The organism is Wolbachia endosymbiont of Drosophila incompta, assembly GCF_001758565.1.
In the GTDB taxonomy this organism is placed as follows: Bacteria; Pseudomonadota; Alphaproteobacteria; order Rickettsiales; family Anaplasmataceae; genus Wolbachia; species Wolbachia pipientis.
On sequence record NZ_CP011148.1, the window covers coordinates 914,593 to 930,604 of the forward strand.

The following is a 16,012-nucleotide window of genomic DNA, read 5'->3' on the forward strand; positions in this document are numbered from 1 at the left end:
CTTTGTATCTCATATAGATGAACCTCTAATTTTAAAGTTCTATTATATTTTTACTGACAAAATTTACAATTGTTTTAATATTTTTACCTTGCAATTAATTGTAATTTAGCTATTATTATGCAATATTAGTAATATTACATAATGAAATGAAAGATGAGTAAGGAATACGATGAAACTAAGGTTAAACCTGCAATGTCTACACCTCAAGGGCCTGAAGGAACCAATGGATCAAAGGCCCAAAGTGTTCTTTCGAATAAAAGAAAGCCTACAATAAATTTTGATGATAAAAAGTATGGTGTAAAAACCTCTAAAATAGACCAACAGTCTCTAAACAAAAGACAAGAATCTTCAAAGCTAAGAGATCTCTTAAGGTCAATACCAATAATAAGGAGATTTTTAGCAAGGATTTTCACACCTGAAAAAATAGAAATCATCAGTAACCCTATATATGACAACATGGAAGCATATAAAAAATCGCAGGAAGATTACCCTAGTAAGATAAAAGATGAAACTAGTATAGATGATGAACACACAAAAGAAGTAGATAGTAAACTTGAGAAGGGTAATGTTGAACAAGTGGACAACAAGAAAAGTCGTAGTTCATAAATATCAATCATTTAAAAATTATCTCTAGTTATAACATTGTATCTGTTCAGATGCATGGCTCATGTACAAATATTGAAACAAAAATTCCAGTGCTCCTTTCTCGTCATCCCAGTGCGTGACACTTGTATCTTTATGATGTGAGGCATTAGAGCTAAAATACCTCACAGGGAGGGTGAAGCTGATGCGACACTAATGCCATTAAGCCAGATTTTGCTTCCCTCCCATAGAGTTAAAGACTGAACAGTATCTTTTGGAATTATATCCCGTATTACAAGGTTAGTCTAAACTCTCAGTTTATTTATAGTCTTGGAGGCAATTTTATGCAAGTAAATGCTATTTTGGGTGTGGATATTTCAAAAAAGAAATTTGATGTTTGTTTGTTAGTGGACAGTAAAAAACGACACAAAGTCTTTCAAAATAATCAAGATGGTTTTGCAAAACTTGTAGTTTGGTGCAATGGCCATGGAGCAAATCTTACTCATTTATGTCTTGAAGCAACTAGTTGGTATGGAGAAGATTTGGCTACTTTTATGCACGATTTAGGACATAATGTCAGTATAGTAAACCCAGAAAGCTTTTGGCAAAAGTGAGCTGCTCAGAAATAAGACAGATAAATCAGATGCAGCTATGATAGCTAGATTTTGTATCGCAAACAAACCTGCTCTTTGGAAGCCCATTGCACCTGAAATGAGGCATTTGAGGGAGCTTTACCGTTGCATGCAATCGCTAAAAGATGATAAGGTGCAACAGACAAATCGCTTGGAAAACAAAAATATGCATTCCAGTTGCAAAGAAGCTATATCTAAAGTAATTTTGGCAATAGAGGAGCAAATTATTGTTCTCGAAAAAGAAATTAATGAGCATATAAATAACTATCCACATCTAAAAAATATGGTGGAAAACCTTAAGACTATAAAAGGTATAGGATATCTTACTGCTGTTGCTGTTGTCGCAGAAATGCCATCAGTTGATAACTTTGACAATGCTAAACAATTTACAGCTTTTGCTGGTCTAAATCCAGGACATTATCAATCGGGATCGTCAGTAAGTAAGAGAAGTTGCATATGCAAAATAGGATCTGAGCGTATTCGAAAAGCTCTTTATATGCCAGCTATAGTAGTCAAAAACCATAATAATCATTTTCAAAAGTTTTGTCAGCGTCTAGCAAGTAAAGGCAAATGTCCAAAAGTCATAGTTCTTGCGTTAATGCGAAAATTAATGCATGTCTTTTTTGGTATTCTTAAAAAGAATCAACCATTTAATTGTAATTTTGTTGGATAATTTGTTTGACAGCAGAGACAGTATCTGGGATCCAGATTGGGCACTAAGTTGGTAAACACGAAAGCGATTAATCCTTTACAACGTTTTTGATGGAACTGCGCGAAAGAACTGGATGCCAGTGTCACGCACTGGCATGACACCCATTTCTTCCTATAGTTGTCTTTTCTCGTCTACCTTATTTTGCCACTCTGCTGAACAGATACATAACATTTGCTATACAGAAACTCTGCGATACCAAAATAAATAAAGAGGTACGCCACTTGCAGTGAATAAGCTTGCGATCAGCAAGGTATTCACAGAAGTTTCAAATATTACCCAGCAGCAAAAGGTTGTTGCTATACTGCCAATTAAAAATTTGTAACAACTCTTTTCTTGCACAATAACTTTGAGAAAAGCAAGACTGCATGCAAGGTAAACAAATAAAAATGAAACTACAGAAAAGTCGATAATTGATGTGATCTGCTTAGCAAAATTGTTGCTTGAAGTGAGGATTAGTAAAGTTGCAGTTCCAACTGAGCTAGTTGTTATGCCCCAGAAAGGAGAACCGTGCTTGTTTCTTTGAGCAAAAAACTGTGGCATCAGTTTATCTTTTGCAAGGCCAAGGGCCACTTGTCCACTAGCTAGTACCCAAGCGTTTAAAGTACCAACACAAAAAATGAACGCAGTTATAGAAATAATCAAGTGCCAATTGCCAGAGGCCATAATTTTTATTGCGTCAACATATGGTGCTCTTGAACTTGCTAAATCATTGCCATTTATTAATCCCATAATTGCAAGATTGTTGATAAAATACACAACAGCAACAGAGATTGTTCCAAGTACCACAGCTCTTGGTATTGTTCTAGCTGGATTATCAACTGACCCTGCAGGTGCTGTTGCCAATTCAACTCCAATAAAACCCCATAGAGTAATAAGTGTAGAACGGGCAAGAATCTGCGATGTTGTAAGATTTGATATTTCTTCACTTATGATGAAGTTATTTCTATCAAAAAAAAACAATGCTGCTATAGGTATTACAAGCAATACAGAAATTTTTATCACCGTCAATAAAAACTCAACACGTCCAGCAGTAGCTACTCCTCTAAAATTTATTAGTGTAATAATTGTAAGTAATAACATCTCTAAAAACAGATGTACGTTTTGAATATCTTCATGGAAAAATGGTGTAAGATAACCAACACCCACAACTATTACGGCTGTTGTGCTAACCCATGAGATCACCCAATACGTCCAACCAACAAAAAAAGCTGCAGCAGGGCCAAAAGCATGCTTTACATAGACGTGAGGGCCACCCGTTTCCGGAAATTTTGCGCAGAGTGAGGCAAAAACTAAAGCAAGAGATATAGCACCAAGCCCTGATATTATCCAGCTTATAAGGCTATACATGCCATATGGAGCAAGGCTAATTGGAAGCATAAAAATTCCAGAGCCAATTTGGCTGCTAATCACTAAGGCAAAAATAGCCCAAAAACCTATTTTATTTGACACAATAATTCTTATCTAAATAGATTAACAATATACCCTAAACTCAGAAATTTCAATTGATCTTTTAACATAAAAACTTGCATTTTTTTCAATTTATTCCTAAAATAGATTATATTAACAGATTATTAAGAGGGGGTTATGAATCCGAGATTAAAAGCATTTTTGGTTGTTTGTAGTATTATTGCATTTTTGATTGCACTTTTGTTTCTCGTGTATTATTTAAATCTTCTTGTTAACTATATCCTTGACCCGATTCTAGTTCGTCCCTTTGAAAGATTATACAAAAACTTAATTGTTGATGGTCTTTATGCCTATTTATCTACAAGCACTTCTAGCCCTGCACTAGCATTTTTGGCTACAGGTTTTATTGTTATTGCTGCGTTTATTTGCCTGAATAAAATGCTTCTTCCCTTGCAAGAGAAGATCATAAACAACTATACCTCCTTTAAAAACAACAATATTGATAGCAATAGCATGTTGTTTGAGGTTTATAAAGATCCAACAATAAAATTAAAGGACAAAATCTTATTCTTCAGTATACACTTGATATATTACCTACAGCTTCCATTTTTGTATATTGCATCAAAGGTATCAGCTCTACGTGGGTTTCTTATATTTAATTTTGGTTTATTATTGTTAAATTATGCACTGCTAATTCCAGTAGCACTTCTTGAGTTAATAAAATATCCATCAGTAAAACTCTTTTCACCTTTGGGTTTGAATGTAAAGCAGCTAAGCTTTTTGTTTAATGTAAGTGATGTGGGTACTAGTAGTCAGAGCGTTCATACTAGAAGTTTTCAGCAAAGCGTTATTGAATGTGCCAAAAAATTAAAGGAAGAACATGGTACGCCGTTAAATGAGTTGGATGAAGAGTTTAAAAGTTATATAAGCGGTTTAGAGGTTGTCCGGAAACAATGATAGAACCTTATCTAAGATTGGATGGTTATGAAACTGGGGAGTGGGTAAATTGGGCAGATTCACAAACCGGATTGACATTGACACAGGCTATAAATTTAGTTTTAATTGCGGCAAGAAAGCAAAATGCAGATATAGAATTATTGAAGTCTATATTACTGGTTCGCTTTGAGGAAAGTAATCGCCAATGTGGTCCTGGAATGCTCAACCGTATCATTTATGCATTAAGTGGTCTTAAAGCGGAAAATAATTTTGCAGCTCAACTAGAGCCTCAGCCAATAGGAAAGTTGGCTAGTGATGCTACTAAAAGATTTCTTGAGAAATATGTGGATAAGCACTACCATAAAATAAAAGTTTTGAAAGAAAATTTTGATAATTTGTATTCACCAAGTTCTGGGGTGGATTTGAGCAGCGTGAGTGATGAAGTAAAGGATGGCATTTCTTATATAAGAGATGCTATAAAAGAATTTGTGTTTAAGGAATTATATGTAAAGTTTTATAACGACTATGGAGAACATATTCGGAGAGGGCAAATAAAACAAAGGCTAAGAGAATTAATAACAGATGAAGTCATAGATGCAGCAATATCTTATAAGATAGACGAGATAGAAATTCCTGCAGAACCACTTACTTATCTTGAAAGAGTAAAAACATTTTTTGGAGGTCATGCAAGGTCTTCTGCTGCTTAGTGGTTTAGTTCGTGCTATATAGCTAAACTGACTTAGATTTACTGACAATTTTAAAACAACAAATTCGTCATTCCGCTACTAGTTAGCGGAATCTATACCGCGAATGAATCCATAGCTGTACGAACATTGTGATTTGAGAGCAATTTCCACAAGGGAGGGTGTCATTCCAGTGCTTGGCACTGGAATCCAGCCTTTATTATGCAGCCACTTGGTTGAAATTAAGTTTTCTGGATCCCAGTGTCTAGGCACTGGGATGACACCATTTGCTGTGCAATTTACCTTCAAAAATGAATGTTCGTACAGCTATGGAATGAATCGTGGTATGACGCGTTAGCTATAGCTTTGTCTTCCCTTTTCTGAATGGCTTGCAAGCTGCTATCTCTACAAAAACTATATTTTTCTTCAGAAGAGAGTTATATTGTAACTATGGACGAAATAATCATAAAAAAATTTGGTGGGACTTCGCTAACTGATTTAAACCGAGTTGCAAATTTGATAAAAAACGATATTGAGAAAGGTTGTAATGTAATCGTTGTTGTATCTGCTGTTGCAGGATTTACTGACCAAATGGTTTTTCAGGCTAGGCAAATCTCAAATTTAAGTTATAGACAAGAGTTATCAGAGTATGACGTTATGCTTTCAGCAGGAGAACAAATCTCTTGCGGTCTATTAGCTATCACTCTCCAATCGATCGGAGTTAATGCTAAATCGTGGCTTGCCTGGCAGTTACCAATTGTAACTGATGATTTTTATTCTGAGTCTAAAATAAAAACAATAAAGATTGAACGTGTGAAAAGATCTTTTGCTGAGGGTTATACTGCTGCGATCATTGCTGGTTTTCAGGGTATAAATGATGATAGAATCACTACTTTTGGAAGAGGAGGCTCTGATATATCAGCAGTTGCCTTCGCGGTAGCCTTTGGTGTTAGAACTTGCGAAATTTTTACTGATATTGATGGAATATATACAGCAGACCCGAGAATTGTTCCAAAGGCACGCAAGCTCAAATTTATCTCTTACGATGAAATGTTGGAAATGTCGTCATCTGGTGCTAAAATACTGCATAATCGTTCAGTACAACTTGCAATGAAACATAACATTAAAGTGCAAGTGCTATCCACTTTTAAGGAAGTAGAAGGCACCACAGTGCTACACAAAAGGGATGTACTAGAGAGATACTTAATTACTGGAATAACTTATAGCACTAATGAAGCTCTTGTAACTTTCACTAACCTTGCAAATAACTTGCGTACTTTAAGAGATATAGCAGGAGCAAACGTTAAAATTGATATGATACATGGGTCAAGTTTTGTTATCTCCAAATTTGATATTGATTTAATGGAAAAGTTACTGAATAAGAATGAAAATTATGCTATAAACGATAATGTAGCTAAAATTTCAATAATTGGTATTGGTGTTATGTCTAACACTGAAGTGATGCACCGCACACTCAAGGTTTTAAGCGAAAAAAAGATAGAAATACTTGCTATCACAACATCTGAAATCAAAATCAGTATAATTGTTCAAAAAGAATGCGCTGTAGCTTTAGTCAAAGATTTACATACTGAGTATGAGCTTGATATGCAGCACTAGGATAGGCTTGACGTCCAGTTGTCTAAGAGTATGTCTTAAAAAGGAATGAGGAAAAAAATATGATAGTGTAAGTAAAAAATAGGAGGGAAAATTGTATCCAAGTGATATAAGTGATAAGGAATGGGAAATTTTGGAGCCACATGTTGCACAAGGAAAGATAGGGAGGCCAAGAACTGCCGAAAGATTTTCCTCCATGGAAGACGGTGTATGAGTCACATGTTGCACAAGGAAAGATAGGGAGGCCAAGAACTGCCGAAAGATTTTCCTCCATGGAAGACGGTGTATGACTATTTTCTCAGGTGACGTAGTAATGGCAAATTGGAAAAAATACATAATATGCTAGTAAAAGAGGTAAGAAAAATGTTTGGTAAAAATGAAACACCTTCAGTAGGAATAATTGACAGTCAATCAGTAAAAACCACTCAAAAAGGGGATCCAGAGGATATGATGCTGAAAAAAAAATAAAGGGTAGAAAACGTCATATTGTTGTAGATACAGTGGGCTTAATTATTGCGGCTGATGTTCATAGTGCAAGTGTTCAAGATCGTGATGGTGCTCTAAATCTTTTCACTCAAGCTAAATACAAGGCTCCAACTTTACGTAAGTTTTTTGCTGATCAAGGATACATAGCAAAACCGCTGTTTATTGGAGACAGGATACGATTACCAAGAAAGCTGTTGATGTTACAGGATTTTTCGACAATCTGGACCACAATTTAGCACTGCAGGCTATCAAGAAGCACACAGACTGCAAATGGGTCATACTGTATGTTGAAAGGTGGATGAAATCCCCTATTCAGCAAGCAGATGGCAGTAAGGGAAAAAAGGAGTTCCGCAAGGAGGTTCAATAAGCCCAATCATTTCAAACATATTTATGCACCATGCATTTGATATATGGATGAAACAAAATCACCCAACAGTACCATTTGAAAGATATGTGGATGATGCGATAGTGCACTGCAGAACTAAAAGACAGGCAGAATTTATGCGAGCAGCAATTGAAGAAAGATTGGCATAATGTAAGCTAAAATTGCAACCTGATACCAATGCCATTCCAAAACTCCATCATTATACTGCCTTAGTATAACCTTCTCACTTCTATTGTCTATTTGTTTGTTATGTAATAGAAATTGGTATGAGATTGAAGAATTAAGTGTGAACGGTTACAGAATTTTTGCCAGGAGAAACATATAGTTAAAGTAATTCAGATTTGTAAGATATGTTTATCTGCAATTATAGCTTCAACAGTAGGCAATGTTGCTTTTAATTACCTCAACATTTTCTCTTGGCAATTCTTTAATGAACCGAGAAGTGCGCATCGGTTGCCACTGGTTGTTAATTTCCCTCCTATCTGCACATGAAATGATTAACCTTTCTTTGGCTCTGGTTATGCCAACATATGCGAGTCTCCTTTCTTCTTCTAAAGCTTTACCACTTTTGTCATCAAAAGATCTTTGATGAGGAAATAATCCCTCTTCCCAACCAGGTAGAAACACGCACGGGAATTCAAGTCCTTTGGCTGCATGAAGAGTCATAACATATACGGTGTCATCGTTATTCATATTATCCACTTCCATCACCAGACTTATATGCTCCAAGAAAGTTGTGGCATTATCGAAATTTTTTAAAGATGAGATGAGCTCTTTAACATTTTCTATTCGTGCTAAGCCTGTTACCTCCCCATTTTCAAGCATTTCAATATATCCTGATTGGTTTGCTACGATTTTAACGAATTCATGCAGTGGTTTTACGCTTACTATTTCTTCCCAAGCTTTAATTTTATTTAAAAAATCGTTGAGTGAGAGTTTAATTCTTTCGGTTACCTGATTACTATTAACTAATATTTTTGCTGCCTCAAAAAAAGAAATTTTGTTATCCTGAGCAGTCGTGTATATTTTCTTTAGAGTTGTAGCTCCTATGCTTCTTTTTGGCCGATTTACTATCCTTTCGAAAGCTAAGTCATCGTTATTGTTTGTAACAAGTCTTAAATATGCAATTATATCCCTGACTTCCTGACGTTCGTAGAATTTTACGCCACTTATAATCTTGTAGGGAATTGAATATTTTATAAAATACTCTTCGAGAACTCTAGTTTGAAAAGTGGCCCTTACCAGCACTGCAATGTCACTAAATCTGTATTTATTGAGTTTCAATATCTGTTCGCTTATGAACCTTGCTTCAGCTTTCCCATCCCATAATTTTATTAGATTTACCTTTTCCCCTTCAATGTTTGTTGTCCACAATTTTTTTTCTAAGCGAGTCTTATTGTGATTGATAACATATGACGCAGTTGCAAGTATGTGGGATGTTGACCTGTAGTTACACTCTAGTTTAACGGTTTTTGCATTTTTAAAATCATCAGAAAACTTCAAAATATTTTCAACTTCTGCACCACGCCAACTATATATCGACTGGTCATCATCTCCTACACAGCAAATATTTGAGTGCTCTTTTGCAAGGTATTTTAGCCAAAGATATTGTATCGCATTTGTATCTTGATATTCATCTACCATAACATATTTAAACTTGTTTTGGTAGTAGGACAGAACTTCGGTCTTTTGATTAAAGAGCTGTATGTTATATAGCAATAAGTCACCAAAATCAACAGAATTAAGGAATTTCAACCTTTCCTGATACTGGTGATAGACTTTGAGTGCAGTTACATATACTGGCCTAAATGATTGAATATCTTCCACTTCAGATGGCAATAAGCACTTCTCTTTCCATTGCTGAATAATATTCATAATGGTCTTACATTTTTCTGATAGGTAATCAGGATTTATTTCATTGATAATATTTTTTATTACCTGTAATTGGTCATCCACACCAATGATTGTAAAATTGGGGTTTAAGCCCACAATTTCTGCGTGCAGGCGCAAGATTTTTGCTGCAATTGCATGGAAAGTGCCAAGCCATGGTATGTTTGTGCCCGTTAGCTCAAGTACCCTTGATACCATCTCATTTGCTGCTTTATTTGTAAATGTAACTGCTAATATCTCATCAGAATAAGCGTGACCGTTTCTAATTATGTGTGCTATTCTTGAAGTAATCGTTCTTGTTTTTCCCGTCCCGGCTCCTGCCAGTATCAAAACTGGTCTATCTATGTTAGTTACAGCTGATTGTTGTTCTGGATTTAGCAGTGAGAGATAATCGTTCATCGTAGCCCTATAGATTATAACTTCGTAAAGTTAAACCTATGATTGAAATATTGTAAAGGTTTTATTGAATAGAACAGTTAAAGAATGCTTCACTCAAGTACTACATATTTAAACGTAGGTTTTACATCTATTTTGTTTTAGTAGTTTCAGGTGTATGTCGAGTAACAACAACTTGATTTGAGGTATTGGCACCAGAACTTCTGCTTGTTGGGTGGATAAGTGGAGTTTGGAATGGCTTATATGTACGGTTTAGTTCCTTCATTTCTATTTCTTCAACTTCAACAAGGGGTTTTTCTTTTGGGGTATAGCGATTATGCGTTGCAGGTCGTTCAGTGAGATTTTCATATGTTTCTTTCAACCAAGTTCCGATATCATACATAAATCCATACGCTTTTTCTTTAAATTCTCTCAATGATCTACTGAAACTTGCTAGTGTGTTATTAAAGTAAATTGTCATATAGTCTCTTGTGGTGTATTGATAACTTTCTCCATCTAGTCTGCTACTTTGTGCGTTAGAACTATTGTTGCTTTTAAAATAACCAAATATGTTGTACATTTTGAGCCGCCATTAATTACTAACATACACATATTATATATTGATAAATTAAGGACTTAGAAAGCGCTCTGTATAATAATTTAAAATGGAGCTGGAGCTTTGTAGTACAATGTTTTCAAACGTTTAATATAATATTGACTTTACAACGATAGTCACTTTAAATTAGTAACTATTGTTGCAGTTAAAGTATCAATGCCTTTTTTCTTTTATTTTTTTGCAATTCTTAGCATTTTATCTGCTGTATGCGTAATTAGTGTAAGAAATCCTGTGCATGCAGTATTATTTTTAATTTTCACCTTCGTTAACTCTGCAGTGCTTTTCATTCTCCTTGGAGCTGAATTCATCGCTATGATGGTACTGATAGTATACATCGGTGCAGTTGCAGTGTTGTTCCTCTTTGTAGTTATGATGCTCGATATTGACTACATAAGATTGCGCCAGGGTTTTGCGAAGCATTTCACTCTTGGTGCTATATTGTGTGGTGTGTTTTTTTTGATTATCAGTTTTGTAATCCGCAGCTCAACGCTGAATATAAGTAATGTTATAAACTATAATGCCAATAACGTGAAAGCTATCGGTAATTTGCTCTACACTGACTACATGTACGCTTTTCATCTTTCTGGAATTTTGCTACTTGTTGCAATTGTCGGTGCAATTGCTCTTACTTTGCAGGACAAGAAAAAAGGAGTTAAAAAACAGAATGTATTAAAGCAATTGACGCAATCTTCATCTGTAAAATTGGTTAAGGCTAAATTTGGAAAAGGAGTGGAATGGAAATAGGATTAAATCATTTTTTGATAGTTGTTGCTATTTTGTTCACTGTTGGGGTGTGCGGTATTTTCATCAACCGTAAGAGCATAATCAATATATTGTTATCAATAGAAATATTATTGTTGGCGATTAACATCAATCTAGTTGCTTTTTCTGCCTTTATGAATGATATAGTTGGGCAAATTTTTGTGATGTTTGTGTTGACTGTTGCGGCAGCAGAGTCAGGAGTTGGGCTTGCAATATTGGTTGTATATTATAGAAGCCGTGGCAATATAGATGTTGAACAAGCAAATTTAATGAAAGAATGAAAGTATGATGGATATACTGAAATTAATAGTATTTTTGCCACTTTTTGGTTCGCTATTTGCAGCACTTTTTAGAAAAAGTCAGTTAGTTACAACGGCAGGGATTGGAATATCTGCAGTTTTATCTTGGTATGTTTTTCTCACCTTCTCTGAAAATTATCACTTGAGTTTATTTCCTTTGTTTTCATTGAGCATCTTAAAAGTAAATTGGGCAATTAGTGTGGATGCTCTCTCATCCTTAATGCTTATTGTTATTACCACCGTTTCACTGGTAGTACATCTCTACTCTATCGGTTATATGGAGCATGATAAGGGGAAGTCGAGGTTTTTTTCTTACCTATCGCTATTTACGTTTTGCATGATTGTGCTGGTTGTAAGCGATAATTTCGTGCAGCTTTTTTTTGGCTGGGAAGGGGTTGGCCTATGTTCTTATTTACTCATAGGATTTTGGTTCCAAAAATATTCTGCAAATAATGCAGCAATTAAAGCATTTGTTGTGAATAGGGTAGGAGACTTTGCACTATTGATTGGAATCTTTCTTATTTATTATACATTTCACTCTTTGAATTTTACTGAAGTTTTTGACACAACTGATCTTCTTGGCACGCAGAACATTAGGGCATTCTGCTGTGAATTCAAAGTAACTCATATAATATGCATATTACTTTTTATTGGCTGTATGGGTAAATCTGCACAGCTTGGTTTACATGTTTGGTTGCCAGATGCAATGGAAGGGCCAACTCCTGTTTCTGCACTTATTCACGCAGCAACGATGGTAACAGCAGGTATATTTTTAGTAGCAAAGTGTTCTCCATTGTTTGAGTTATCAAATGTGGCACGAGAATTAATAGTTATCGTTGGAGCACTCACTGCTTTTTTTGCAGCCACCGTTGCAATTACTCAGAACGATATAAAGAAAATAATTGCTTATTCAACCTGCAGTCAACTTGGTTATATGTTCATGGCATGTGGGCTTTCTGCTTACAATGTTGCTATTTTTCATTTAATGACACACGCTTTTTTTAAAGCTCTACTATTTCTTGGTGCTGGCAATGTGATTCATGCAATGCATCATGAGCAAAACATTCAGAAAATGGGAAATTGCTGGAAGAAAATCCCTTGCACTTACGCTCTCATGTGGATTGGATCTCTTGCGCTTTCTGGGATATTCCCATTTGCAGGTTTTTATTCAAAGGATTTGATAATTGAACATGCTTATAGCACGGATAGCTTTGCTTTTGTAATAAGCTTAGTTGTTGCATTCTTCACAGCGTTTTACTCTTGGAGGTTATTGCTTCTTGTGTTCCACAGCCAAAAACAAAGTAAAATTAATATACATGAGGCACCAAAGATTATGCTTATACCATTACTGATACTCGCTTTTGGATCAGTATTTTCTGGAATATGGGGAGCAAATATTTTGAACATAACTAGTAATGCGTTTTGGAAATCAAGTTTAGTGATGATTGATGAGCATGGAGTTCATAATTTCTTTATAAAACTACTGCCAACCTTAGCAAGCCTAAGTGGAATAGCACTTGCGTACCTAATTTACCAATATCAAGTAATTAGGCAAATTAAGAGTAAATTTTTACTTAAGTTTTTGCAGAATAAATGGTACTTTGATGAGGTGTATGAGTTTGTTATAATTGCACCGATAAGGTTTATATCTAGGCTTCTATGGAAGTTTGATGTTAAGGCTATTGATTCATTTGGACCAAATGGTGTTGTAAGGTTGGTTAATGAATGTTCAAAAAGTTCTATAAAGTTACAAACTGGTTATATATTTGATTATGCATTTATTATGTTTGTTACTCTAATAATCGGTGCTTTATATATTATTGGAATTAAATAGAAGGTGTTGTTACTTAGTATATTCTTGCTTCCACTGATAGGAGCGTTGATTTTATCCTTAATCAGGATTAATCATCAATCTATACACTTAAGATTCCTTGCTCTATTTTTTGCTGTACTTCCATTTTTGCTTAGCATTGTAGCTTGTATAGAATTTGATTATAACAATGCGGACTTTCAGTTTGTCAGCTACCCAATTAGAAATGTTGGAATAGGGATAGATGGTATATCGTTGCTTTTCCTTCTGCTTACAACTTTCTTGTTTGTAATTTGTATACTCTACAACTGCAAAATGAGTTATACGACCCTAAAAGCCTATATGGCATTGTTTCTACTGCTTGAGAGTTTTGTAGTCGGTTTTTTCGTTTCACTGAATGCTATAAGCTTTTATGTGTTTTTTGAAGCTGTTTTAATACCAATGTTCTTTATTATTGGCATCTGGGGAGGAAAACACAGGGTATATGCAACGTTTAAGTTGTTTCTTTATACATTAACTGGCTCATTATTATTTCTACTTGGATTGGTTTACATCTATAACATTTTTGGAACGTTTAATATACAAAAATTAGCTACATTAGTGCCAAGCCTTGATCTTGAAGTGCAGTCATTGCTGTGGATTGCATTTTTTATTTCTTTTGCAATAAAAGTACCGATGTTTCCATTTCACACTTGGCTTCCTGATGCACATGTGCAATCACCAACTTCTGGATCTGTGATTTTAGCTGGCTTGCTTATTAAAATGGGGGGATATGGATTTTTAAGGTTTTCTATTCCAATGCTTCCTCAGGCAAGTTTGTATTTTTCAAATTTCGTTGTTGTGCTGAGCATTATTGCGGTGATATATGCTTCTCTAGTTGCGTTTGCTCAAGATGATATAAAGAAGTTAATAGCTTATTCTTCAATAGCACATATGGGGATCGTTACTGCTGGCCTCTTTTCATTTTGTGAGGAAGGAGTACTGGGTAGCATATTTCAAATGATTAGTCATGGCCTTATTTCTGCTGCTTTATTTTTATGTGTTGGAATGCTATATACTCGAACTGGAACTTTGGAGATTGCAAAATATTTTGGCATAGTAAACACAATGCCAAAATTTGGTTTTATGTTCATTTTATTTTCAATGGCTTCAATAGGGCTACCTGGAACATCTGGGTTCGCAGGTGAGTTTTTGGCTATGGTTGGAATGTTTAAGAGCATAGGGTTTTTTACAGGATTTATCGCACTTGGCACTATTTTAAGCGCAGTTTATATGCTGAATTTATGTAAGCAAATAATATGGGGGGTTAGCTATTCTAAATTATTAAATAACCGTTTGGATAGCATAGAATTTTCTGTCTTAATTCTGCTTGCAGTGTTTGTTATTTTGCTTGGATTTTACCCAACCCTTGCACTGAATTATTTGAAGCCATGTATGGCAAATTTGTTAGTCAAATATAATGCGCTATGAATTATATACAGATATTGCCGGAAACGTTCTCTATTATCTCCTCGTTAGTGTTGCTGCTGCTTGGGATTATATTTAACCGCAGAACTATCAACTTATTAGCACTTGGCTGCACAGTGGTAACTTTGATTATTTTAATTCTTTCGGCAGAAAACAATGAAATTTTTCTCTTTAATTCGTTGTTAAAACTCAATTTATACATCAGGTCAGCCCAAGGGTTAATTCTCAGCACAGGAATTTTAATACTTTTGATGCTGAATTTATCAAAATATGACTATAAGTATGAATTTTCAATGCTGATTCTTTTTGCGCTATTTGGCATGATAACTTTGGTTTCAGCAAATAGTCTGATTTCTTTTTATTTAGCTTTTGAGTTGATGAGTATATCTTTGTATGTTCTTGCGAGCTTTAATAAAGATTCGATTTATTCATGTGAAGCAGGAGTGAAATATTTTACACTCAGTGCATTATCTTCCTGCATTATGCTATATGGAATGTCGCTGCTTTATGGATATACAGGACAAGTCAATTTCTCTGAGCTCGGTTCATTCTTGCAAAACCATCAGATAACTTATGGAATAGTTTTTGGGTTAGTCTTTGTCCTAATTGGTTTGTGTTTCAAGCTTGCTATTGCTCCTTTTCATATGTGGGCTCCAGATGTCTATCAAGGTGCACCTACCATAGTAACTGCGTTTTTTTCTACGGCCCCAAAAGCTGCACTTGTAACATTTTTAATTCGATTGATGAATGAAGAGTTAGTAAATGTAAAAAGTTATGTTCAGCCTATTTTCTTATACGTTTCAGCATTGTCTGTTCTTATCTCAGCTTTTGGGGCCTTACGTCAGCAAAACTTAAAAAGGCTGCTTGCTTACAGTTCAATTGGTCACATTGGTTTTATATTTGCTTCACTTTCTATTTTTACACAAGCAGGAACAGATAGTGCCTTAATGTATCTGGTGATATATATCATCACAAGCATAGGGCTATTCTCATATCTTGTACAAATTGACGATGAAGATTGTGATATTGCAAATTTATCTGGTATAGGGAAGAAACGCCCAATTGTAGCATTTCATCTTTCTGTACTGTTACTCTCGATGTCGGGAATACCTCCACTTGCAGGTTTTATCGCTAAATTTTTTATATTCAAAAGTTTAATAAATTCTGGCTTTATCAGCCTGTCTTTGACCCTTGTGGTGGCGAGTGTTGTATCGTGTTACTATTATCTAAATATTATAAAAGCTATGTATTTCGATAAAGCTAGTGGTAATAAGGTTGCTTATTCTAAGGGCCTATTCATTATCACTTCGGTGGCTTCGCTGATCAACCTCGTTCTTTTCTTGTACGTTTTACTCA

15 protein-coding genes and 2 pseudogenes (1 of these 17 cut by a window edge) are annotated in these 16,012 nt (G+C 35.1%); 13 read left to right on the forward strand and 4 right to left on the reverse strand.

What is annotated here, in order from left to right:
• The first annotated feature begins 153 nt into the window (after positions 1–153).
• Positions 154–606, forward strand: coding sequence for a hypothetical protein (locus tag WG67_RS04100; protein ID WP_015589289.1), 453 nt, complete (start codon positions 154–156; stop codon positions 604–606).
• Between the two features lie 320 nt (positions 607–926).
• Positions 927–1,887, forward strand: a pseudogene (locus WG67_RS08630) (IS110 family transposase).
• 213 nt (positions 1,888–2,100) lie between these two features.
• On the opposite strand, the gene WG67_RS04110 reads toward WG67_RS08630, so the two are convergent.
• On the reverse strand, positions 2,101–3,375 hold the full coding sequence (locus tag WG67_RS04110; protein ID WP_010082345.1) for an APC family permease: 1,275 nt from the start codon (positions 3,373–3,375) through the stop codon (positions 2,101–2,103).
• A 135-nt stretch (positions 3,376–3,510) separates the two neighbouring features.
• Between WG67_RS04110 and WG67_RS07335 the strand changes: the two genes are divergently transcribed.
• Both WG67_RS07335 and WG67_RS07340 read left to right on the forward strand, forming a co-directional pair.
• Complete coding sequence (locus tag WG67_RS07335; RefSeq protein WP_245683361.1) at positions 3,511–4,290, forward strand: hypothetical protein; 780 nt, start codon at positions 3,511–3,513, stop codon at positions 4,288–4,290.
• On the forward strand, positions 4,287–4,976 hold the full coding sequence (locus WG67_RS07340) for a hypothetical protein (RefSeq protein ID WP_245683362.1): 690 nt from the start codon (positions 4,287–4,289) through the stop codon (positions 4,974–4,976). Before WG67_RS07335 ends, WG67_RS07340 begins: the two co-directional genes overlap by 4 nt.
• A gap of 114 nt (positions 4,977–5,090) precedes the next feature.
• On the opposite strand, the pseudogene WG67_RS08635 reads toward WG67_RS07340, so the two are convergent.
• Positions 5,091–5,267: pseudogene (locus tag WG67_RS08635) on the reverse strand (WPE palindromic element domain-containing protein); the annotation flags it as partial.
• Positions 5,268–5,402: 135 nt separating this feature from the next.
• Between WG67_RS08635 and WG67_RS04120 the strand changes: the two are divergent.
• From WG67_RS04120 to WG67_RS07345, 4 genes are all read left to right on the forward strand, one after another.
• Entirely contained in the window at positions 5,403–6,569 is a 1,167-nt protein-coding gene (locus tag WG67_RS04120; RefSeq protein WP_070357059.1) for an aspartate kinase, read from the forward strand.
• 336 nt (positions 6,570–6,905) lie between these two features.
• Entirely contained in the window at positions 6,906–7,034 is a 129-nt protein-coding gene (locus tag WG67_RS08640; protein ID WP_255317429.1) for a hypothetical protein, read from the forward strand.
• A 17-nt stretch (positions 7,035–7,051) separates the two neighbouring features.
• Positions 7,052–7,288 carry a hypothetical protein gene (locus WG67_RS07710; RefSeq protein ID WP_238513961.1) on the forward strand — a complete coding sequence of 79 codons (237 nt, stop codon included), beginning with the start codon at positions 7,052–7,054 and terminating at the stop codon, positions 7,286–7,288.
• Positions 7,289–7,442: 154 nt separating this feature from the next.
• The gene (locus WG67_RS07345) at positions 7,443–7,586 is read left to right on the forward strand and encodes a Putative reverse transcriptase (protein ID WP_022626389.1); all 144 of its coding nucleotides are present in this window, start codon (positions 7,443–7,445) and stop codon (positions 7,584–7,586) included.
• Between the two features lie 223 nt (positions 7,587–7,809).
• Here the strand turns inward: WG67_RS07345 and WG67_RS04135 are convergent, their stop codons facing one another.
• Positions 7,810–9,726, reverse strand: a complete 1,917-nt coding sequence (locus WG67_RS04135) for an ATP-dependent helicase (RefSeq protein ID WP_070356948.1) — start codon at positions 9,724–9,726, stop codon at positions 7,810–7,812.
• 127 nt (positions 9,727–9,853) lie between these two features.
• Positions 9,854–10,282, reverse strand: a complete 429-nt coding sequence (locus WG67_RS04140; RefSeq protein WP_010082321.1) for a WD_0964 family protein — start codon at positions 10,280–10,282, stop codon at positions 9,854–9,856.
• Positions 10,283–10,474: 192 nt separating this feature from the next.
• Between WG67_RS04140 and WG67_RS04145 the strand changes: the two genes are divergently transcribed.
• The 5 genes in view from WG67_RS04145 to WG67_RS04165 are tightly spaced (at most 4 nt apart) and all read left to right on the forward strand, a layout consistent with a single transcriptional unit that may run on beyond the window.
• Positions 10,475–11,062 (forward strand): NADH-quinone oxidoreductase subunit J, encoded by a 588-nt coding sequence (locus WG67_RS04145; RefSeq protein ID WP_010962952.1) that lies wholly within the window; start codon positions 10,475–10,477, stop codon positions 11,060–11,062.
• Complete coding sequence (gene nuoK / locus WG67_RS04150) at positions 11,053–11,361, forward strand: NADH-quinone oxidoreductase subunit NuoK (protein WP_070356949.1); 309 nt, start codon at positions 11,053–11,055, stop codon at positions 11,359–11,361. Before WG67_RS04145 ends, nuoK begins: the two co-directional genes overlap by 10 nt.
• 4 nt (positions 11,362–11,365) lie before the next feature.
• The gene (gene nuoL / locus WG67_RS04155) at positions 11,366–13,213 is read left to right on the forward strand and encodes an NADH-quinone oxidoreductase subunit L (protein WP_022626390.1); all 1,848 of its coding nucleotides are present in this window, start codon (positions 11,366–11,368) and stop codon (positions 13,211–13,213) included.
• A 3-nt stretch (positions 13,214–13,216) separates the two neighbouring features.
• The gene (locus WG67_RS04160; protein ID WP_010962955.1) at positions 13,217–14,659 is read left to right on the forward strand and encodes a complex I subunit 4 family protein; all 1,443 of its coding nucleotides are present in this window, start codon (positions 13,217–13,219) and stop codon (positions 14,657–14,659) included.
• Positions 14,656–16,012, forward strand: the 5' portion of a protein-coding gene (locus WG67_RS04165) for an NADH-quinone oxidoreductase subunit N (protein WP_070356950.1). The gene runs 8 nt beyond the window's last position; the window shows 1,357 of its 1,365 coding nt (coding positions 1–1,357); the start codon lies at positions 14,656–14,658; its stop codon lies off the right edge, out of view. The genes WG67_RS04160 and WG67_RS04165 overlap by 4 nt, the downstream gene beginning before the upstream one ends.